The sequence below is a fragment of the Enterobacter hormaechei ATCC 49162 genome, from assembly GCF_001875655.1.
GTDB lineage: Bacteria > Pseudomonadota > Gammaproteobacteria > Enterobacterales > Enterobacteriaceae > Enterobacter > Enterobacter hormaechei.
The window spans coordinates 712,760-731,601 of sequence record NZ_MKEQ01000001.1 but is presented as its reverse complement, the minus strand read 5'-3'; the positions used below and the strand labels follow the sequence as shown (position 1 = coordinate 731,601).

The 18,842-nt window shown below is 55.7% G+C and carries 23 protein-coding genes; 5 read left to right on the top strand and 18 right to left on the bottom strand.

All coding sequences use genetic code 11. The features are described from left to right. Positions 1-44: 44 nt before the first annotated feature. The 9 genes from pqqF to yajD all read right to left on the bottom strand — a co-directional run bounded on the left by pqqF (position 45) and on the right by yajD (position 8,661). Positions 45-2,321, bottom strand: a complete 2,277-nt coding sequence (pqqF, locus tag BH712_RS03550) for a pyrroloquinoline quinone biosynthesis protein PqqF (protein WP_006808904.1) — start codon at positions 2,319-2,321, stop codon at positions 45-47. A 5-nt stretch (positions 2,322-2,326) separates the two neighbouring features. Then, positions 2,327-3,469 (bottom strand): pyrroloquinoline quinone biosynthesis protein PqqE, encoded by a 1,143-nt coding sequence (gene pqqE / locus BH712_RS03545; protein WP_006808903.1) that lies wholly within the window; start codon positions 3,467-3,469, stop codon positions 2,327-2,329. After that, positions 3,456-3,734 carry a pyrroloquinoline quinone biosynthesis peptide chaperone PqqD gene (gene pqqD, locus BH712_RS03540; protein ID WP_006808902.1) on the bottom strand — a complete coding sequence of 93 codons (279 nt, stop codon included), beginning with the start codon at positions 3,732-3,734 and terminating at the stop codon, positions 3,456-3,458. Before pqqD ends, pqqE begins: the two co-directional genes overlap by 14 nt. Before the next feature lie 2 nt (positions 3,735-3,736). Continuing rightward, complete coding sequence (gene pqqC, locus BH712_RS03535; protein ID WP_006808901.1) at positions 3,737-4,492, bottom strand: pyrroloquinoline-quinone synthase PqqC; 756 nt, start codon at positions 4,490-4,492, stop codon at positions 3,737-3,739. A 2-nt stretch (positions 4,493-4,494) separates the two neighbouring features. Then, the gene (pqqB, locus tag BH712_RS03530) at positions 4,495-5,412 is read right to left on the bottom strand and encodes a pyrroloquinoline quinone biosynthesis protein PqqB (protein ID WP_006808900.1); all 918 of its coding nucleotides are present in this window, start codon (positions 5,410-5,412) and stop codon (positions 4,495-4,497) included. Between the two features lie 55 nt (positions 5,413-5,467). Beyond that, positions 5,468-5,539 (bottom strand): pyrroloquinoline quinone precursor peptide PqqA, encoded by a 72-nt coding sequence (pqqA, locus tag BH712_RS03525; RefSeq protein WP_002905689.1) that lies wholly within the window; start codon positions 5,537-5,539, stop codon positions 5,468-5,470. A 138-nt stretch (positions 5,540-5,677) separates the two neighbouring features. Continuing rightward, positions 5,678-6,697, bottom strand: coding sequence for a dipeptidase (locus BH712_RS03520; RefSeq protein ID WP_006808898.1), 1,020 nt, complete (start codon positions 6,695-6,697; stop codon positions 5,678-5,680). Positions 6,698-6,800: 103 nt separating this feature from the next. After that, complete coding sequence (locus tag BH712_RS03515) at positions 6,801-8,066, bottom strand: Y-family DNA polymerase (protein ID WP_006808897.1); 1,266 nt, start codon at positions 8,064-8,066, stop codon at positions 6,801-6,803. Positions 8,067-8,313: 247 nt separating this feature from the next. Next, a complete protein-coding gene (gene yajD, locus BH712_RS03510; protein WP_006808895.1) occupies positions 8,314-8,661 on the bottom strand; it encodes an HNH nuclease YajD in 348 nt (115 codons plus the stop codon). A 206-nt stretch (positions 8,662-8,867) separates the two neighbouring features. On the opposite strand from yajD, the gene BH712_RS03505 reads away from it, so the two are divergent. Both BH712_RS03505 and BH712_RS03500 read left to right on the top strand, forming a co-directional pair. Beyond that, a complete protein-coding gene (locus BH712_RS03505; protein ID WP_006808894.1) occupies positions 8,868-9,902 on the top strand; it encodes an LLM class flavin-dependent oxidoreductase in 1,035 nt (344 codons plus the stop codon). Then, entirely contained in the window at positions 9,895-10,842 is a 948-nt protein-coding gene (locus BH712_RS03500) for a zinc-dependent alcohol dehydrogenase family protein (RefSeq protein ID WP_006808893.1), read from the top strand. Before BH712_RS03505 ends, BH712_RS03500 begins: the two co-directional genes overlap by 8 nt. Here BH712_RS03500 and BH712_RS03495 read toward each other — a convergent pair. Further along, a complete protein-coding gene (locus tag BH712_RS03495) occupies positions 10,839-11,879 on the bottom strand; it encodes an AI-2E family transporter (protein ID WP_006808892.1) in 1,041 nt (346 codons plus the stop codon). The genes BH712_RS03500 and BH712_RS03495 overlap by 4 nt on opposite strands. A 131-nt stretch (positions 11,880-12,010) precedes the next feature. On the opposite strand from BH712_RS03495, the gene BH712_RS25355 reads away from it, so the two are divergent. The 3 genes from BH712_RS25355 (at position 12,011) to mdtI (ending at position 12,978) form a co-directional block, all read left to right on the top strand. After that, on the top strand, positions 12,011-12,181 hold the full coding sequence (locus BH712_RS25355) for a protein YdgV (protein ID WP_006808891.1): 171 nt from the start codon (positions 12,011-12,013) through the stop codon (positions 12,179-12,181). Positions 12,182-12,299: 118 nt separating this feature from the next. Beyond that, entirely contained in the window at positions 12,300-12,662 is a 363-nt protein-coding gene (gene mdtJ, locus BH712_RS03490; protein WP_015570633.1) for a multidrug/spermidine efflux SMR transporter subunit MdtJ, read from the top strand. Continuing rightward, positions 12,649-12,978 (top strand): multidrug/spermidine efflux SMR transporter subunit MdtI, encoded by a 330-nt coding sequence (gene mdtI / locus BH712_RS03485; RefSeq protein WP_006808889.1) that lies wholly within the window; start codon positions 12,649-12,651, stop codon positions 12,976-12,978. Before mdtJ ends, mdtI begins: the two co-directional genes overlap by 14 nt. A 5-nt stretch (positions 12,979-12,983) precedes the next feature. On the opposite strand, the gene BH712_RS03480 is transcribed toward mdtI, so the two are convergent. From BH712_RS03480 to BH712_RS03450, 8 genes are all read right to left on the bottom strand, one after another. Further along, positions 12,984-13,805, bottom strand: coding sequence for a trypsin-like serine peptidase (locus BH712_RS03480; protein ID WP_006808888.1), 822 nt, complete (start codon positions 13,803-13,805; stop codon positions 12,984-12,986). A gap of 102 nt (positions 13,806-13,907) precedes the next feature. Continuing rightward, positions 13,908-13,991: a small membrane protein YdgU gene (gene ydgU / locus BH712_RS25350; RefSeq protein WP_057979992.1), complete on the bottom strand. Its 84-nt coding sequence runs from the start codon at positions 13,989-13,991 to the stop codon at positions 13,908-13,910. Between the two features lie 92 nt (positions 13,992-14,083). After that, positions 14,084-14,389 (bottom strand): acid resistance repetitive basic protein Asr, encoded by a 306-nt coding sequence (gene asr, locus BH712_RS03475; protein WP_003857459.1) that lies wholly within the window; start codon positions 14,387-14,389, stop codon positions 14,084-14,086. Between the two features lie 149 nt (positions 14,390-14,538). Beyond that, the gene (locus BH712_RS03470; RefSeq protein ID WP_006808886.1) at positions 14,539-16,026 is read right to left on the bottom strand and encodes a carboxypeptidase M32; all 1,488 of its coding nucleotides are present in this window, start codon (positions 16,024-16,026) and stop codon (positions 14,539-14,541) included. 100 nt (positions 16,027-16,126) lie between these two features. Beyond that, entirely contained in the window at positions 16,127-16,471 is a 345-nt protein-coding gene (locus tag BH712_RS03465) for a DUF1493 family protein (RefSeq protein ID WP_102765923.1), read from the bottom strand. Further along, positions 16,456-16,905, bottom strand: coding sequence for an STM2901 family protein (locus BH712_RS03460; protein WP_006808884.1), 450 nt, complete (start codon positions 16,903-16,905; stop codon positions 16,456-16,458). The genes BH712_RS03465 and BH712_RS03460 overlap by 16 nt, the downstream gene beginning before the upstream one ends. A 13-nt stretch (positions 16,906-16,918) precedes the next feature. Continuing rightward, complete coding sequence (locus tag BH712_RS03455) at positions 16,919-17,401, bottom strand: Hcp family type VI secretion system effector (protein WP_006808883.1); 483 nt, start codon at positions 17,399-17,401, stop codon at positions 16,919-16,921. Positions 17,402-17,572: 171 nt separating this feature from the next. After that, positions 17,573-18,826: an MFS transporter gene (locus BH712_RS03450; protein ID WP_032673490.1), complete on the bottom strand. Its 1,254-nt coding sequence runs from the start codon at positions 18,824-18,826 to the stop codon at positions 17,573-17,575. Between the last annotated feature and the right edge of the window lie 16 nt (positions 18,827-18,842).

Here is an 18,842-nt window from a genome sequence, read left to right as displayed (position 1 = left end):
TTTTTATGGCTTAAATTACGCACAGGAAAAAGCGGCGATTCCGGTCAGCCCGTGAAAAGCACCCGCCAGCGTCGGCGACGGCGCGTCATCTCGCGCCATAGCGCGATTATCTCGTCAGGTTGCAGGGCATCAATAGCCTGCGGCGTTAACACCGGTAAACCGTAGCGCTGGCGCAGGGCGGCCACTGCCGTGGCGCTGGCATCCATCGGTGAGGGGATCTGCGTCGCCAGCTGCTGTCTCAACACGCTGAACGTCGCTTCATCGCACAGCGTCAGCTCACGCAAAAATCGTTTACAGCAACCCAACAGATTCAGGGGAGAACGGTCAGGCGACTGCAACGCCAGCAGCAGGCCATCGCGATCGGCAATACGCTGATAACGACAGCTAACCACGTAGCCAATCTGCTGTTCCACGCGCAGGCGCTGGAAAAATTGTGGTTCGCAGCATAGCGCCAGCAGCCGCAGCGCGGCGAGCGACGCACCCGGCGGCAGGGGAATAAACACCAGCAGCGCCGAATCCGCGCTGGCGTGCGGAATGTGTTCGATCCCGCCGGGACAACCGTTTAGCGGCGTCGGCGTAGCGTTAACCGGCGCCCCGAGCAGGCTAAGCTGCCGGGCTAACCGGTGCGCGTGTCCGGCGCTGCCGCCAGCTAACGCCGCCAGCCAGCCGTCCCGTGGCGGATCGGATGCCAGACGTTCAGGCAATTGCTGAAGCAACTCACGGATGGCAATGCCTTCTGGCGCGGGCGTAATCGCCGGAGCGAGGTGGGCGAGGCGCTCGATAATCGCCCCGATGATGCGTTCCGCCGTCACCATGGCGTCAGGAAGCCGCAGGGTCAGCTGCCAGCTGCCGTCAACCGCTTGCCACTCGCCGCTGCCGTCGATATGGCGCAGTTCAGCAAGAAGCGGGCGTAACTGTTTGCCCATCGCCACCCCCTGTGCCCGTTCCACGCGCGAATAAAAAGGCCTGCGCAGGATCAGCGTTGGCGGTTGTGTTTGCGCCGATAAATGCAGCAGCGGAGCGGCTTCTGACGTCGGGGCTGGCGCAGCATACCTGGCAGTCTGTGGGTAGAAGGAAAACGCGATAGGGCTATCATCTGCAACCGGCTGGCGACGCCAGGGGCTAAGCGGCAGGGAAAAACCCTGGCTGGCGATAATTTCAGCGGTTTCCATTTTTTTGCAGGCCAGATACGAGACTGGCGCCGCCAGTAAATCGGCACAGAAGGCGGAAAAACCCGCGGGCGCCGCGCCGGGCGCAAAACCAAACGCCCGCTGGCGCAGCTGCTCGAGCGTCGGCAGGGCGCTGAAACGCCGCTGTGCCAGCCGATGGTAATGCCGCTGCTGCTCATCCGTCGTTTGCTGTAGCGCCTGTAGCCAGTGGGTAATATGCGGGTCTATGTCCTCGGGCCGTTCGCCGTCAACCGTTAGCGCCAGCCAGCCGTACTCGTCATCCTGATAAAGCCAGTTCAGGGCTACCTCTTCTGCCAGCCCGCGCGTCCGCAGTTCGGCAATCAGGCTTCCGGGGGCGTCGTCCAGTAAAAACTCCTGAAGCAAGGTGACGTTGTCACTTTTTCGAATTAACGGACAGCGCCACAGTGCGGGTCGCTCCGTCACCGCCAGCTGATACTCTGCTTCAGCGCTAAGACGCAACGGGGGAGCGGTTTCAGGCATGCCATCTGACGCAAAACCTGACGCAAACGTACGGGCAAGCTCGGCCAGCGCATCCAGCGTTTGCGGCCCTTGCAGCCACAATTGCAGGTGTCCGGCCACATAATAGCGGCGATGAAAGTCGCGCAACGCGGTTTGCAGCGATAGCGTGTCCTGCCCCAGAGAATCCTTGCTGCCCACCTGAAAACGGCGAAAAACCGCAGGTTCTTCCATCGCGTGGCGCGCCGCCGCTTCGCGCCTGGTGGCATCATGTTGCTGAATGAGCCGGTTTTCCGCATCAATGACCGCCACTTCGCGCTGTATGTCATGGCGTGAAAGCAGCGGCGCCTGCAACATATCCCGCAGCCGCGCGACGCCGTCGGACAGGTTATCGGCGGCAACGTCAAAGAAAAAGGCGCTGTGGCGAGCCAGCGTGGTGGCATTGACGCTCCCGCCCTGGCGCTGGACCCAGGCCATGAGTCGATCATCGCCCTGATAGCGCTGGCTACCGCGGAACAGCAGGTGCTCAAGTAAATGCGCAAGACCGGCGAAACGCGGTGGCTCGTGATGGCTTCCGGCGCTCACGCGCGCCAGCGCCGCCGCGCGTGTCGCCTGTGGCTGATGCACCAGCGTTGCGCGTAAACCGCCTGCCAGTTCCACGATGCGGGTGGTCATTGTCGCTACAGTTCCCGGGTTTTATAGATAAGCTGAGAGCGGGTACGGTTGCGGAACTGAAGCTGGCCGATTTTCATATCGCTACAGGCTGCTTCGCGTCGCGCCTCCTGAATTTTATGATGATGCGGCGATTTGCTGCACACCGGATCGGCGTTATCCGCATTCCCGGTGAGCATAAAGGCCTGGCAGCGGCAGCCGCCGAAGTCCTTCTCCTTTTCATCGCAGGAGCGGCACGGCTCCGGCATCCAGTCAAACCCGCGATAGCGGTTGAAGCCGAAAGAGTCATACCAGATCGATTCCAGACTCTGCTCGAGCACCGACGGGAAATCCACCGGCAGCTGGCGCGCGCTGTGGCAGGGCAGCGCAGTGCCTTCCGGGGTCACGCTGAGGAAAATCGACCCCCAGCCGCCCATACAGCCTTTTGGCCGCTCTTCGTAATAATCGGGGGTGACGAACAGCAGGTTGGTCAGATTGCCGCTGGCGGCCATTTTCTGCCGATATTCGGCGACCACGCCTTCTGCGCGGGCAATCTGTTCCCGCGTCGGCAGAAGCCCCTGACGGTTAAGGAACGCCCAGCCGTAGAACTGGCAGGTGGCAAGTTCGACGTCGTCGGCGTCCAGTTCGATGCACAGCTCGATGATTTTATCGATCTGATCGATATTATGCCGGTGCAGGACGAAATTCAGCACCATCGGGTAATCGCGCGCTTTGACCGCTTTGGCCATCGCCAGCTTCTGCTGGAAGGCTTTTTTATTCCCCGCCAGCGCAGCGTTAAGCACTTCATCGCTGGCCTGGAAGCTAATCTGGATATGGTCCAGACCGGCCTCGCTGAACGCGTCGAGCTTGCTTTCCGTCAGGCCAATTCCCGAGGTGATCAGGTTGGTATAAAAACCGAGATCGCGGGCGGCGCGGATCAGCTCCGGCAGATCTTTACGCGTCAACGGTTCGCCGCCGGAAAAACCTATCTGCACGCTGCCCATCGCCCGCGCCTGGCGGAAAACCTCAATCCACTGTTCGGTGGTCAGCTCCTGATCCTGCCGGGCAAAGTCCAGCGGGTTAGAGCAGTAAGGGCACTGTAGCGGGCAGCGATAAGTCAGCTCCGCCAGCAGCCACAGCGGTGGATTGACGGCGGGTTTATTCTGGCTCACGGAAAATAATCCACTTCTGTTGATAAGCGATTTGCAGGAATTCAACGACGTCGTCATCCACGCCGCCAGCTTCCGGGAACCGTTCGTTGAGCAGGGCAATGATGGCCGCCGCATCGCGTTGGCCATCGACCAGTTCGAGGATCGCGGCCGCGGTCTCATTGAGTTTAGCCATGCCTTCCGGATAGAGAATGACATGGCTGTCCTGAGCGGCTTCCCATTGCAGGCGATAGCCGCGACGAAAGGCGACGATGGAGTTTTTTTGCATGCTTATACCAGTCGGGTTGTGTGCCAGGCCGCTTTGTCGGTGACCGTGTGATAAGGCGGACGCTGTAGCGCGTAGGCCATGGTCATCGCGTCGAGCATCGACCACAGGATATCGAGTTTGAACTGAAGGATCTCCAGCATCCGATTCTGCTTTTCTGCGCTATCGCAGTAACGCTTCGCCAGCTCCAGACCGTGTTCAACGTCGCGGCTGGCCTGGCTGAGGCGGCTGCGGAAATAAAAATAGCCTTCCTCTTTGATCCACGGATAGTGTTGCGGCCAGCTGTCGAGACGCGACTGATGGATTTGCGGGGCAAACAGTTCGGTGAGCGAGCTGCATGCCGCCTCCTGCCAGTTGGCGCGGCGGGCGAAGTTAACGTAAGCGTCGACGGCGAAACGGACGCCGGGCAGCACGTGGCGTTCGCTGATTAAGTCGTCGCGGCTCAGCCCCACGGCTTCGCCCAGCTGTAGCCAGGCTTCGATACCGCCGTCATGACCGTTGCTGCCGTCGTGATCGAGGATCCGCTGCACCCATTTACGACGCGTGTGCGGATCCGGGCAGTTCGCCATAATTGCCGCGTCTTTCAGCGGGATCGTCGTCTGGTAGTAAAACCGGTTCGCCACCCAGCCCTGGATCTGCTCGCGGCTGGCCTCGCCGTTATGCATCGCGATATGGTACGGATGGTGAATATGATAGTAGGCGCCTTTCGCCCGAAGGGCGTGCTCAAACTCTTGCGGCGAGAGCGTTTCGCGAATGTGCATAGTTAGTCCTGAAGCGTGATGTTCATCCCGTCCCAGCTCACTTCTATTCCCTGCTGTGCGAGGGCGTGACGCTGCGGCGACTGCTCGTTAAGGATCGGGTTGGTGTTATTAATGTGGATCAGAATCTTGCGCTTTGCTGGCAGCGAGGCCAGCAGCGCCATCATGCCGTGTTCATCGCCGAGCGCCAGATGGCCCATGTCGCGGCCGGTATTGCGCCCGACGCCAGCGGCCTGGAGTTCATCGTCCTGCCAGACGGTGCCGTCAATCAGCAGACAGTCCGCTTTTTTAAGCCACGGCAGGATAGCGTCATCGGGTTCACCGAGACCCGGCGCGTAGAACAGCGTCTGACCGTTGCGGCGGTTTTCGATAAACAGCGCCACGTTATGCCCCGGCAGCGGGCGGTCGCGCCATGGCGAATAGGGCGGCGCGTTACTGGCGATGGGGACAGCGGTAAACTGCAAATCAGGGCAGGCTTCCACGCTAAAGGCGGTGAGCGGCACGATCGGGTGATGAATCAGGCCGCCGTTCCAGTGCCGGAGCATGGTAAAAATCGGGAATCCGGTAGAAAGATCTTCATGCACCTCCGGCGTACACCATACCTGATGCGGACACCCCTCGCGCAGGCTAAGCAGCCCGGTGGTGTGGTCAATCTGGCTATCGGTGAGAATAATGCCGCCAATATGCGTGCCGCGCAGAACCTCTTTCTTATTGAGTTCTGGCGTATGGGCAATCTGCTGGCTGATATCGGGCGAGGCGTTACACAGCACCCACTCTTTGCCGTTATCGCTGACGATGATCGACGACTGGGTGCGAGGGGTCGCCTGAAGGGTGCCGTTGCGCAAACCCTGACAGTTGGCGCAGTTACAGTTCCACTGGGGGAAACCGCCGCCAGCGGCGGAACCGAGGACTTTTATAAACATGAAGATAGGCCAGGTAGTCGAACAAAAATGCCCGCACGGATGGCGGGCAGAGTGATTAGCGGTTGGAAATGTACAGGGTCACTTCCAGGCCAAGACGTAAATCAATAAAAGCAGGTTTCTTCCACATCGTTTTTTCCTCTTTAAAAATGCAGCACCAACGCCATTGTTTGTGCCAGTTTTGTGATGGTCATCAAATAATGCGTCACAGGAGGGCAAAGCTCAACCCGAAAGATGTAAGGAATTAACGTATTGTTTACAACGTAACCTATTGTTGCCAAACATTTTGTAATACCTTTTGCCAGTTGCCCCACAGCAGCTTATTCAGCACAAATTGATCATAGCCGCTGTCACGTAACGCGCTGATTAGCCGTGGCAAACCACTCACATCGCGTAAATCATCAGGCAACGTAATACCGTCAAAATCGGAGCCCAGCGCGACATGATCGTCACCCATGATGTTAATAAGATAGTCGATATGGCGAACGATCGTGCTCAGCGGGGTGTCGCTATCGCGTTTACCGTCGGCGCGCAGAAACGCGTTGCCGAAATTGACGCCTGCCACACCGCCGCTGTCGCGGATAGCCAGCAGCTGGTGATCGGTCAGATTGCGCGGTTGCGGGCACAGCGTATGGGCGTTGGAATGGGTAGCGACCAGCGGTGAAGAGGAATGACGAGCGGTATCCCAGAACGCCTTTTCATTCATATGCGAAACGTCAATCAGCATGTTCAGGGCGTTAGCGTGTTTAATGAGGGCGATACCCTCGGCGGTGAGTCCTGGGCCACTGTCCGGGCTGCCGGGAAACGCCCCGTTAACGCCGGTGCCGAAACGGTTAGCAATGTTCCAGAAAGGTCCAATGCTGCGCACTCCAGCGGCATAAAAAGCCTGGAGATCCTCTCCCTCGCCGTCAAAACCCCCCGCGCCCTCAATATGCGCCACCATCGCCAGCACTTTATCCTGACGACAGCGTTCGATATCCGCCGCGCTCAGGCACAATCGCGCCCGGCCATCGGAGTGGGCGACAAGCTGCTTAAGGATCGTCAGCTGCTGCCAGAGAATGTCGACAGGCTGCCACGGCTCGCTGGCGTATTGTGGCGCCATGCGGGCGATATACGCCTGCGGTGGCACGAACAGCGCGAACAGACCACCGGAAAATCCGCCTTGCTGCATGCGCGGGTAATCAAGATGGCCGTTTTCAATGCCGGAGAAGAAGGCCGTTACCGGATCCTGGCGATGGTGAAGCCATAAATTAAGCAACAGGTCATTGTGACCATCAAAAATCGCCATAGCGCATCCCACTGTCTTTTATTGCTGAAAAGTTGCCTGGCACGATAACCGATTTGTCCTGTCCGGCAAGGGGAAATTTACAACTTAGCAGCAATTGTTAATATCACTTAACAGTAAGAAGATCAGCGAATCGGGTGGTATAGCGGGGTGAAAGCATTTCCCGTTTCATCTGCCACGGCTGCTGTATACCCTGTCCCGCGAAGTAGAGCGTGCCACGGCCATTTTCAGCATTCAGATGGTCTAATACATCCATTAACTTTTGGCTGTTTTTCCTGGGGGCGTTATCGTCGAACAGATTAAGTTGCGCGACGCCCTGGCTATAAAAATCTCCCAGCATCACTCCGGCTTTCTGGTACCGATGACCCTTCTTCCAGACCGCATCCAGACAACGAACAGCTGCGCCGATAATGTCCCGGCTATCCTGGGTTGGGGTGAGCAGTTTTACCGACGCGCTATTGCCATAATACGGTTCGTTAAGGGCGAAGGGTGAGGTTTTAACAAATACGGAGATAAATCGGCAATGCTGATGCTCATTGCGAAGTTTTTCTGCTGCCCGGGCGGCATAGCTACAGATGGCCTGGCGTACATCTTCATATTCCGTGATGCGTTCGCCAAACGAGCGCGAACAGACGATTTCTTGCTTTACCGGGGCAAACTCTTCCAGTTCAAGACACGGCTCCCCCCGTAATTCACGCACCGTTCTCTCCAGCACGACATTAAAATGTTTTCTGATGAACCGGATATCGGTGTCTGCCAGTTGCAGGACGGTCTTAATCCCCATTATTTCAAGCTTCTTCGCTATGCGACGTCCTACACCCCACACTTCTTCGACGGGAAGCGCCGCCATCAGCTTTCTCTGACGATCCACATTGGACAAATCAACAACGCCTCTCGTCTGGAGTTGCCAGCGTTTCGCTGCGTGATTTGCCAGTTTCGCCAGCGTCTTTGTGGGGGCGATACCCACCCCGACGGTCAGATGGGTGTGTTGCAGAACGGTCGCTCTCATTTCATGCCCAAAATCGGCAAGATCGCGACAATTACGCACCCCGGTAAGATCGCAAAAGATCTCATCAATTGAGTATATTTCGCTACGAGGCGACATCGCTTCAAGCGTGTTCATGACCCGGTTGGACATATCCGCGTAAAGTTCATAATTACTGCTGAAACAAACCACGCCATGATGCCTGAAGCGATCTTTCTGTTTGAAGTACGGTTCACCCATTTTCACAAAGGGTTTGGCTTCAGCGGAGCGAGAGATGACGCACCCGTCGTTATTGGACAACACCACTACTGGCCGTCCCTTCAGATCCGGGCGAAAAACCGTTTCACAGGACGCATAGAAAGCGTTCACATCACACAGTGCAAACATGGTCAGCTCGCTCTGGTATCGCCAGTTGGTGTGAAAAACTGCATTATGATCACCGTTAATTGATGCTGTATTTATATACAGTATTGTATGTTGATAGCAAAGATCAAGGGGGAACGAGGAGGGGGCAGGAGGGAGAGGGTTATGTCCAGAATGGCGGCGAGGCAAAGCTGGCGGAAAGGGTATTTAATGAAATGTTGAAGGAATATAAGTGCCCATACGACAGGTATGGGCAGTGAAGCCGTCGATATTACTTCTTCTTGTTCATCATCGCCTTGAGATCGGCAAAGGGGTTAAACGTGGCGACACCCACGTCTTTTTGCGCATCCTCACCCGCGACAACGGTGGTGCCATACTGATCCGCTTCGGTGTACTTTGAGTGTTCGTGGTCGTGACAAAACAGGCACAACAGTTCCCAGTTACTGCCATCTTCCGGGTTATTGGTGTGATCGTGGTCGATATGGTGAACCGTGAGTTCACGAAGATTTGAATAAACAAACTCACGCGAGCAGCGTCCACAAACCCAGGGGTAGATTTTTAGCGCTTTTTCACGGTAGCCGCTTTCCAGCCGTGCGTAGTTTTTGGGGATCAGAGCCATTGCTGATGTTACCTGTTAAAAAAAGATAACTCACACTATATCCCATTATGAGATGCCAGGAGAATGCCTCCTCTGCGGGAAGGATGCGTGTCATCTGCGTATCTCTGTCAGTTTATTTGAAGCATTCCGTGAAATAATCACCATTTATTCTCATCCGTTAATGCGTAGAGTAGGGATAACGCAATGCTTTATCAGGATACTCCACTATGAAAAAGATCGGATTTTTGTCGTTTGGTCACTGGACGCCGTCACCCCAGTCCGGCACGCAAACCGCGGCTGACACGCTGCTACAGTCCATCGATCTGGCGGTCGCCGCCGAAGAGCTGGGCGCGGACGGCGCTTATTTCCGTGTGCACCACTTTGCCCGCCAGCTCAGTTCGCCATTCCCCTTGCTGGCGGCGATAGGCGCAAAAACCAAACGCATCGAAATCGGGACGGGCGTGATCGACATGCGGTATGAAAATCCGCTGTATATGGCGGAAGATGCTGGCGCGGCAGATCTCATCTCCGGCGGGCGATTACAGCTTGGTATCAGCCGGGGTTCCCCGGAGCAGGTGATTGATGGCTGGCGTTATTTTGGTTACGTGCCGCAGGAAGGGGAAAATGAATCTGATATGGCGCGCCGCCACACTGAGGTACTGCTTGATGTATTACGCGGTGAGGGGTTTGCGAAGCCTAACCCACAGCCGATGTTCCCAAACCCGCCGGGATTGCTGCGTCTGGAGCCGCATTCAGAAGGCTTACGCGATCGTATCTGGTGGGGGGCTGGCTCTAATGCAACGGCAGTATGGGCGGCAAAACTGGGGATGAACCTGCAAAGCTCAACGCTGAAAGATGATGAAACCGGCGAGCCGTTCCATATTCAGCAGGCAAAACAGATCCGTGCCTACCGACAGGCCTGGGCTGAGGCCGGGCATACGCGTCAGCCACGCGTTTCGGTCAGCCGCAGTATTTTTGCCCTGATGGACGATCGCGACCGGATGTATTTCGGTTCAAGCCGCAATGAGAGCGACAGCGTGGGCTATCTGGATGAGAAAACGCGGGCCATTTTCGGACGCAGCTACGCCGCAGAGCCAGACAAGCTGATTGACCAGTTGAAAAAAGATGAAGCGATCGCGGAAGCGGATACGCTGTTACTTACCGTGCCGAATCAGCTGGGCGTGGAATACAACGCCCATGTCATTGAGTCCATCCTGAAACATGTCGCACCGGAAATGGGATGGCGCGATCGCAATGCGTAATCTGGCCCTCTGGTATCGCCGGTTTGGTGAGCCTGAATCGGTGCTGCAAGCGGAAACCACGCCATTGTCGCCGCGACAGCCGGAAGAGATACGTGTGCGCATGCTCTTTTCTCCGGTTAACGCCTCCGATCTCATCCCCATCACCGGGGCGTATCGCCATCGCACGCCGCTGCCTGCGGTAGCCGGTTATGAGGGCGTCGGAATAGTGACCGAAGCGCCCGCCGCTTACCCGGCGCTGCTGGGCAGGCGGGTACTGCCGTTACGGGGGCAGGGTACCTGGCAGCGTTATGTCGATTGCCCGGTGGCGTATGCGGTTCCCGTCCCGGACGACGTCGACTCGCTTCTTGCCGCGCGGGCGTATATCAACCCGCTTGCCGCACAGATGATGCTGGACCGCTATCCTCCGGTCGGGAAAACGGTGCTGCTCACCGCTGCCGGTTCTGACTGCGCCGTTCTGCTCGGGCAATGGGCACGCCAGGCGGGGGCAGAGGCGGTTTACGGGATCCATCGTTCGCCCGTCCACGCTCAACGTCTGGCTGAACTGGGGATCGTCCCGATTGCGCAACATGATACGGCCGCCGTCAACGCCGCCGCCGCGCGGGCAGAGGTGGTGTACGACGCCACGGGCGGCAGCCTGGCGGAGACGATCCTGAACGTGATGCCTGAAAGCGGCACGTTTGTCTGCTACGGGCTGCTCTCCGGGCAGACGTTCCGGCAGCAGCGGGCCTTGCCGCGGGTGGCGTGGTTTCACATTCGTAACTACCTGGACGCGCTCAGCGCTGAGGCGTGGCAGGCGGAGTTTCGGCGCATCTGGCCTAAACTGCGCGCCAGCCAGTGCAGCGAAGTTACCCTCTACCCGCTGTCGGCATGGCAGCGGGCATTGGGTAACTATCGCGAAGCGGGAAGAACGGGCAAGCCCATGCTGTCGATGGACAATTAATCGGCCTTATGGCTCATGTCGCTCAGCAGTACAGCGATACTTTGTCCACCGGCGGTCTGCTCCAGGCCAATTTTGACAATAATTGTCAGCGGAACGGAGAGCAGCATGCCGACAGGCCCCAGCAGCCAGCCCCAGAAAATCAGGGACAGGAACACAACAAGTGTAGAAAGCCCCAGCCCGCGTCCCATTATCCGTGGTTCAAGAATGTTCCCGAAAACAAGGTTAATCACCAGATAGCCTGCCAGCAGAATCAGGGCATCATACAAACCGCTGAAAACCAGCACCTGAAGGATAGGGGGGATCGCCGCCAGCACGGAGCCGATGTTAGGAATATAGTTGAGCGCAAAGGCCAGCAGACCCCAGACGAAGGCAAAACGCACATCCAGCGCGGCGAGCATCCCCCAGACCACTAACCCCGTCACCAGACTGATGGCCGTTTTCAGCACCAGATAGCGTGAAACGCTGTCGAGCGCGCGCTGTATGGCGCCCATTCCCTCTACCGGACGCACCATGATGTGCTGGAGCTTTGCAGGCAGTTGAGGAACTTCCAGCAGCATAAACACGACCGTCAGGAACAGCAGGAAAATCGAGGTCATGGCGTTAGAGAGTTGCGCCAGCAGGCTGGTGACAATCGTCATGGCAGCATTCGGATCGACGTATTTAAGCAGTTCCTCAACCGAGACCTCAATACCCGCGCGTTGCAGCCAGGGTTCAATTTGCAGCAGCGGAGTCGCCAGGGAAGAACGGTATGTCGGCAGCGTCCGCGCCAGTTCGTTCAGGGAAGTGCCCAGATAGGCGACTAACAGCACCATCGCGACGATAATAATACTGATAAGCAGGCTAATCGCCAGCACGCGCGGGATGCGCAGCCGCACCATTCGCTGCACCAGTGGATTGAGGATCACCGCGATAAAAAGCGCCAGGATAAAGGGCACGATGATATCGGCCGCAAAACGAACGCCGGTCAAAATGATCACCAGCATTCCCAGCATGATGACAATCTTAAGCCCGTTGAGGGTGATAATGGGTTTAGCCATGGACGTTCCTGAGAAGTTTTTATTTATAATAAAGGGGAAAGCGGATTAAAAAAACTAACCAAAATCAAACAGACTGGGTAAAGAAATGAAAAGGCTTTGAGTAAATTCCTGGCTTATGATACAAATCAGGCGTGTTCAACTACCGAGGACAATTTTCATCCGCAAAGACGAGAAGCAACACCGCGGATAATTGTAATTTTATGGACAATTTGTTCAGGACGTATTTTTCAAACAACTCTGCTCTGTTTTCTACCTCCCTCTGCCTGCTTTCTGGTGAGCAACACTGGCGTTCCGCGCTATAGTCACGTCTTCTGCCTGAGCTGGCGCTATGCGCTTAGCTAACTGATTTAATTCCCAATTTTTTGGGTTTGCTGTTCGCAGCGAGCCGCGATGGATTATATTCTCAAGCAGGAGAAAAACATGTTTTACTGGATTTTATTAGCTCTGGCTATCGTCGCTGAAATTACCGGCACCTTGTCGATGAAATGGGCAAGCGTGAGTGATGGCAGCACCGGATTTATTTTAATGCTGGTCATGATTACGCTTTCCTATATTTTCCTCTCTTTCGCGGTTAAAAAAATCGCGCTGGGCGTGGCATACGCATTGTGGGAAGGTATTGGCATTTTATTGATTACGCTGTTCAGCGTCATGTTATTTGATGAAACCCTGACGACAATGAAAATTGCCGGGCTGACAACCCTGGTCGCAGGTATCGTGCTGATTAAATCGGGTACACGCAAACCGGCAAAACAGCAGAAGGAGCAGACCCATGCAGCAGTTTGAATGGATCCACGCGGCCTGGCTGGCTTTCGCCATCGTTCTGGAAATTATTGCCAACGTCTTTCTGAAGTTCTCCGACGGTTTTCGTCGCAAAGTCTACGGCCTGTTATCGATTGCCGCGGTTCTGGGGGCGTTTAGCGCCCTGTCACAGGCGGTGAAAGGCATCGATCTGTCCGTGGCCTATGCGCTGTGGGGGGGCTTCGGTATTGCCGCCACCCTCGCGGCAGGCTGGATTATGTTCGGGCAGCGTTTAAACAATAAAGGCTGGATAGGGCTGGCATTACTGCACGCTGGCATGATCATGATTAAACTGGCCTGAGTGACCTACTGTTGCGCCAGGGCTTCCAGCCTGTCGCGAAAACCGGTCACCGATAACGCCCGGTTATCGGCGCGCCAGCGGTCTTTCGCTGCCGGAGCAGAGCTTTGAACGCCAATCAGCTGCCAGCCGTTATCGGTTTTTAACATCAGGGGCGATCCGCTATCACCCGGTAGCGTATCGCACTGATGCGACAGCACGCTGTTTTGCGCCCAGCCCGTCACCACGCAGTCCGTATGGGTGTACAACGAATCAAGGTGATCAACAGGGTAGCCTGACTGCGTCACCTTCCGATCGGCGGCTTTCAGGGCGGCGGTGAGCGCGGCTTTATCGCCATCAAAGAGCGGCAGCGGGGTGATCCCGGACGGCGGATAACGTAAAACGATCAGCCCGAAATCCCAGGATGCCGCCCCGGGCGGCACAATCCAGCCGTCGCCATCCGGTTTTAAGCGTTTACCGAGCGACGGATCTACCCGTCCCTCAATACCGTGAATTTCGTAGCGCCATATCCCTTTTTGCGACACAAAGCGCAGGGCGATCGCTTTATCCGGTTTACCTTCAGGCGGCATTAACAGGCAATGACCCGCCGTCAGCGCAAGGCGTGGCGTAATGAGGGTTGCGGTACATAAGTTGCCGCTGGCGGTTTCCAGTTGCCCGATGGCATCCCAGGGCGAGTCGGTAGGATCGGTGACACGCGTACGATCGTCATGACCAAAAAACAGCGTCTTTACCTCTTTAGCGCTAATGGCGTCATCATCGCCATCATCCGCATGTGAAAAGCCAGCAAAAAGGCTAAACGTTCCAAGTAATAACACAACAGATTTACGCATATCACACTCTGGTGGGGGTAATTATGATTATTAAAAGTGAACCCTATGAAAATACTATAGACGCGACGGCGAGAAAGTGGGAGTAAAATCAGCGTGCTACATTCAGGAAAGATAAAAGTGGCTGGCGATGAGCGCGCATAAAATTAGCAGGATAAGAATGAACTCAAACCGATAGCGCCGCAGCATACGCCCTCCGGATAAAAAAACGGCGCTGACCGCAAACCCGTTCAGCGCCGGTTTACCAACGTGCCCCGAAGGGCACGGTTAAGCTTGTACTCTTACGCTGCTGGCTGTGCAGCAGGTTTAGCCGCTTCGTGTTTTGCCGCTTTTTTGTGATGCTTTTTAGCTGCCTGGGCTTTCTGCTCTACCGCAGGTTTAGCCGCTTTTTTGTGGTGCTTTTTCGCGGCCTGCGCTTTCTGTTCTGCCGCTGGTTTAGCCGCTTTGTGATGTTTTTTATGGTGAACCGTTTTGGCCGGAGCCGCGGTGGATGCCGCAGGCGCTGCGGTGGCGGTAGTTTCAGCCGCGAATGCAGCAGAAGACAGACCCATAGCAGCGGCAACAACCAGAGCTAATACTTTTTTCATTTTCATACCCTCGAATTTGGTTTCTCATTTAACCCCACTGCGGGGCCGTTGAGATGACTATATCCCTGTAAATTCGGGGTTTCCGTGAGTGATTGGTATCGGCGTGTAACCATATGTACAACGCCGGGGCAGCACCCCGGCGCGTTCGGTTACAGGTAGCGGGACGTCAGGTGTTCGCGGAAGTAACGGATGTTCAGATCTTCACCCGTGGCCTGAGTGATTAACTGCGATGTGCTGAAACGGCTGCCGTGCTGCCAGATATTCTGACGCAGCCAGTCGAACAGCGCCGAGAAGTCACCCGCGGCAATGGATGCCTGCAACCCGGGCAGCGCAGTTTTAGCGGCATGGAACAGCTGTGCCGCATACATTGCTCCCAGCGTGTAAGACGGGAAGTAGCCAAAACCGCCGTCGGTCCAGTGGATATCCTGCATACAGCCGTTGCGATAGTTATCTTTGGTGGATAACCCAAGCCATGCCTGCATTTTCTCATCCCATAACGCGGGAATGTCATCCACTTCAATTTCGCCATTGATCAGCGCGCGTTCGATCTCATAGCGCAGCACCACGTGTGCCGGGTAGCTCACTTCATCCGCATCAACGCGGATGTATCCCGGCTTAACCCGCTGGTTCCAGCCAATAAAATTCTCTTCACTGAATGCCGCCTGACTGCCGAAACGGGCATGCACCGCCGGAAGCAGATGCTTAAGGAAAGCGTCGCTGCGGCCCAGCTGCATTTCAAAGAACAGACTCTGGGATTCATGGATCGCCGTAGAGCGCGCCAGCGCAACGGGCTGACCGGCCCACGCTCGCGGAAGGTTTTGCTCGTAGCGGGCATGTCCGGTTTCGTGGATCACGCCGAAAAGCGCGCTGAGGAGTTCATCTTCGTCGTAACGCGTGGTAATACGCACATCTTCCGGCACGCCGCCGCAGAACGGGTGGGCGCTTACGTCCAGACGACCGCCGTTAAAATCGAAGCCAAGCATTTTCATCGCTTCCAGGCCCAGCTCGCGCTGGGTGGCGGTCGGGAAGGGACCCTGTGGCGGAACGAACGATCGTTGCGCCTGTTTTTCCACAACCTTTGCCAGTAACTCCGGCAGCCAGGACTTCAGATCGCCAAATAGCCCATCCAGGCGGGCGCTGGTCATGTCGGGTTCGAAAATATCCAGCAGCGCGTCGTAAGGCGTACAGCCTTTGGCCTCGGCGCGCAGGCGGGCTTCTTCACGACTGAGTTTCACCACCTCTTTCAGGTTGGCTGAAAAACCCAGCCAGTCGTTGGCCGGACGCTGAGTGCGCCAGGCGTGTTCACACTTGCTGCCCGCCAGCGATTTGGCCTCCACCAGCGATTCCGGCAGTAAAGTGGCCTGCTGGTAGTGGCGCGTCATTTCACGCAGGTTGGCCTGCTCAACGTCGTTCAGATCTTCGTCTGCCGCCGCCGCCAGCCATTCACCCACTTTTTTATCGGTCAGGATCTGATGTTGCAGAACGCTCATCTCCGCCAGCGCTTCACCGCGCGCGGCGCTGCCGCCGGGCGGCATCATGGTAAACATGTCCCAGCTGGCGATGGAGGAGAGGTGAGAGAAGCGGGAGAGGCGCTGGAAGGTGCGGGTGAGTTGTTGATAAGAAACGTTTTTCTGCATAGTTATTGTTCTCGTTCGGTTGAAAGTGTCTGGGGAGTGTAACGCGATTTAAAGAGGAACCGTGCACTTTTGATGTCAGGGGCGTGAAGCCCCTATCAATTCAGTCGTAGAGCCATTTTCCAGCTTTTGCGGACTCAGCAAACATTCTTACGGTTAACGGGATGCGGGTTGCTTCCACCTCTTCCCGTTTAAGCTTAAACCAGCGCTGTAGTAATGGTGTGTTCTGCCAGGGGAAATAACGAGACCAGTTAACACCAGATAAATCCACGTTAAACTCTTTCTCGTACCGGTTTAACGCATCGTGAAGGTCATCGCCGGGTGAACCGAATAAATCAGAATCGAGTTCAAGCGGAACCTCTTTCCAATGGTCATCCAGATAGCCTGGAATTTCATCCCGAAACATAAATAATACGTCGTCTACAATACTCATTAGAAAGATGTCCACGCTATGCGATCTTTTGGTCGTGCAATTAAATTGTATTTTTCTTGCGTACGCGTTGAAACTCGATGAAGGGTAAGTGCAAGGGAGGCCCACCCCAACCAGGGAATGTAGCGGCCAATGACTGCCGCAAGTTTGTTAGTTGACTGCATCCTGACTCCAACGGGTGTGGGGATCTTTATCCCGAAAGGAAGACGTGCGTCCCGTAAAATTATTCGAGCGTACTTTGAAACAACGCTTGTCCCCAGAGTAGCGCCTTTAGGTTTTGCCCGAGTACCTAGCCACGGTTGCCCACCCAAAATAGCCGCACCAGAAACGGCATCTATCCCCAACTCCATACAGAATTCCTCCAGAAAAATAATCTCAAGTAACTCGCCCGGAGTGACGTTTGAATGGCCTCTGTAGAAATAAGTTCCGTTAATCTCTTCCGTTGTATCCATACCTATACCCCAGTTACGCTGTCGCCCGCTCATTCCATGCGTCAGAGAAAATGATATTTCCATCGTTATGTTTCCATGTGATTTTCTCGTAGCGCAATTCAACCGTTTCGAGGTGGTTGTTATTATTGTCGCCCGGCGCGGCCATTGCAGGTGATACCGAAACAATCCGCACGTCCTCGAGAAGAATATTGAAGTACTCCGCTTCCAGACCTGCATCATTAATCTTGTAGAACTTGAGTTCGGCTTTTTGCAGAGCTTGACCAGTGGCGACTGCTTTATAGAGATAGGGTGATGAGTAATCGAATTCCTTAACAATCATCATCGGGGAGTGGATGCGCTTACCTGTAGGTTTACCTGTCAGATTATCGGTCGGCGTGGAAAGATTATGGTGAAAACCTTTAAATTCAATGCTGTACTCCCTCTGCTGTACGTCGCAACCGCCTTTGATCAGTGCACCACCGTCATCGTACAACCACATGTTGCCTGGAATAGCCATTTTAAATCCCTCTTTTCATAGAATGGAGTCGATGAGCTTACAGAGAGAGGGAAGGGTGATAAATACACGAAATGGTAATAACACATTGATTATGCTTAATTTTAAATTAAGCATAATTAACGTCAAAAACAAGCCCCGCACAATTACGTTCATGCGGGGGATAAAGTTAATCTATTTCAGACGGTTATGCAGGCTCGCGCCCACCAGCAACGCCGCGCACAGCATCAGCGCGATAAATCCGCCCACGCCGTTCCAGCCGTAGTGATGCCAGAACACCCCGCCGAGCGTACCGGCAATGCTGGAACCGAGATAGTAACTGAACAGATACAGGGACGAAGCCTGACCTTTAGCGCGGCGCGCGCGCGGGCCAATCCAGCTGCTGGCAACGGAATGCGCGGCAAAGAAGCCAGCAGAGAAGAGTAGCATTCCGGCAAAAATCAGCCACAGAGAAGAGAAAAGCGTCATCAGCAGTCCGAACAGCATCACGGCGGTGGAAACCAGCATCACCGGACCACGGCCGAAGCGCGCGGTCATGGCGCCCGCTTTTGGCGAACTCCATGTCCCGGTGAGATACGCCACAGAGAGCAAACCCACCAATGCCTGACTAAGATGCCACGGGGAAAGCATCAATCGATAGCCAATGTAGTTAAACAGCGTCACGAACGACCCCATCAGCAGGAAGCCGGTCAGGAACAAACGGGGTAGCCCCTGATCGCGCCAGTGCAGGCGAAAGTTGATAAACAACGTCTTCGGACGCAGGGAGGTTGGGCGGAAATGACGCGATTCCGGCAGAATTTTCCAGAACATCAGCGCCGAAGCAAGGGCGAAGCAGCCGATAACGGCCAGCGCAATGCGCCAGTTAAAGAAATCAGTAAACACACCGCTGAGCAGGCGTCCGCTCATCCCGCCGATAGAGTTCCCGCTGATGTACAGCCCCATGGAGAAGGCCACGAAACTCGGGTGGATCTCCTCGCTGAGATAGGTCATCCCGACCGCCGCCACGCCGCTGAGGGATAATCCAATCAGCGCGCGCATGACCAGAATGCCGTGCCAGCTGGTCATCATGGTAGAAAGCAAGGTGCACACGGATGCCAGCATGAGCGCCGTTACCATGACCTGCTTACGCCCGATGGCATCCGAAAGTGGCCCGGTGAACAGCAGACCAATCGCCAGCATCCCGGTTGAAATGGAGAGCGAAATACTGCTGCTGGCTGGCGACACGCCAAATTCATGCGACAAAACGGGCAGGATCGGCTGAACGCAGTAGAGCAGGGCGAAAGTGGCGAGACCCGCTGAGAAGAGCGCCAGCGTGACGCGCATAAACTGGGGAGTACCACGTTTTATAAACTGAACCGGCTGCGGTGCTGCGGGTAAATCATCGATGTCGCTGGCCGGTGCGATATCAATAGTTGTTGTACGGCTCACACATAATCCTTGCTTA

Coding starts and splice junctions, on each gene's coding strand:
- BH712_RS03515 (WP_006808897.1), bottom strand. CDS start 8,066: ATGTTTGCACTGTGTGATGTGAACGCTTTCTATGCGTCCTGTGAAACG.
- BH712_RS03460 (WP_006808884.1), bottom strand. CDS start 16,905: ATGGATACAACGGAAGAGATTAACGGAACTTATTTCTACAGAGGCCAT.
- BH712_RS03505 (WP_006808894.1), top strand. CDS start 8,868: ATGAAAAAGATCGGATTTTTGTCGTTTGGTCACTGGACGCCGTCACCC.
- BH712_RS03495 (WP_006808892.1), bottom strand. CDS start 11,879: ATGGCTAAACCCATTATCACCCTCAACGGGCTTAAGATTGTCATCATG.
- BH712_RS03520 (WP_006808898.1), bottom strand. CDS start 6,697: ATGGCGATTTTTGATGGTCACAATGACCTGTTGCTTAATTTATGGCTT.
- pqqD (WP_006808902.1), bottom strand. CDS start 3,734: ATGCAAAAAAACTCCATCGTCGCCTTTCGTCGCGGCTATCGCCTGCAA.
- mdtI (WP_006808889.1), top strand. CDS start 12,649: ATGCAGCAGTTTGAATGGATCCACGCGGCCTGGCTGGCTTTCGCCATC.
- BH712_RS03480 (WP_006808888.1), bottom strand. CDS start 13,805: ATGCGTAAATCTGTTGTGTTATTACTTGGAACGTTTAGCCTTTTTGCT.
- yajD (WP_006808895.1), bottom strand. CDS start 8,661: ATGGCTCTGATCCCCAAAAACTACGCACGGCTGGAAAGCGGCTACCGT.
- BH712_RS03470 (WP_006808886.1), bottom strand. CDS start 16,026: ATGCAGAAAAACGTTTCTTATCAACAACTCACCCGCACCTTCCAGCGC.
- BH712_RS03500 (WP_006808893.1), top strand. CDS start 9,895: ATGCGTAATCTGGCCCTCTGGTATCGCCGGTTTGGTGAGCCTGAATCG.
- asr (WP_003857459.1), bottom strand. CDS start 14,389: ATGAAAAAAGTATTAGCTCTGGTTGTTGCCGCTGCTATGGGTCTGTCT.
- pqqF (WP_006808904.1), bottom strand. CDS start 2,321: ATGACCACCCGCATCGTGGAACTGGCAGGCGGTTTACGCGCAACGCTG.
- mdtJ (WP_015570633.1), top strand. CDS start 12,300: ATGTTTTACTGGATTTTATTAGCTCTGGCTATCGTCGCTGAAATTACC.
- pqqC (WP_006808901.1), bottom strand. CDS start 4,492: ATGCACATTCGCGAAACGCTCTCGCCGCAAGAGTTTGAGCACGCCCTT.
- pqqB (WP_006808900.1), bottom strand. CDS start 5,412: ATGTTTATAAAAGTCCTCGGTTCCGCCGCTGGCGGCGGTTTCCCCCAG.
- BH712_RS03455 (WP_006808883.1), bottom strand. CDS start 17,401: ATGGCTATTCCAGGCAACATGTGGTTGTACGATGACGGTGGTGCACTG.
- ydgU (WP_057979992.1), bottom strand. CDS start 13,991: ATGCTGCGGCGCTATCGGTTTGAGTTCATTCTTATCCTGCTAATTTTA.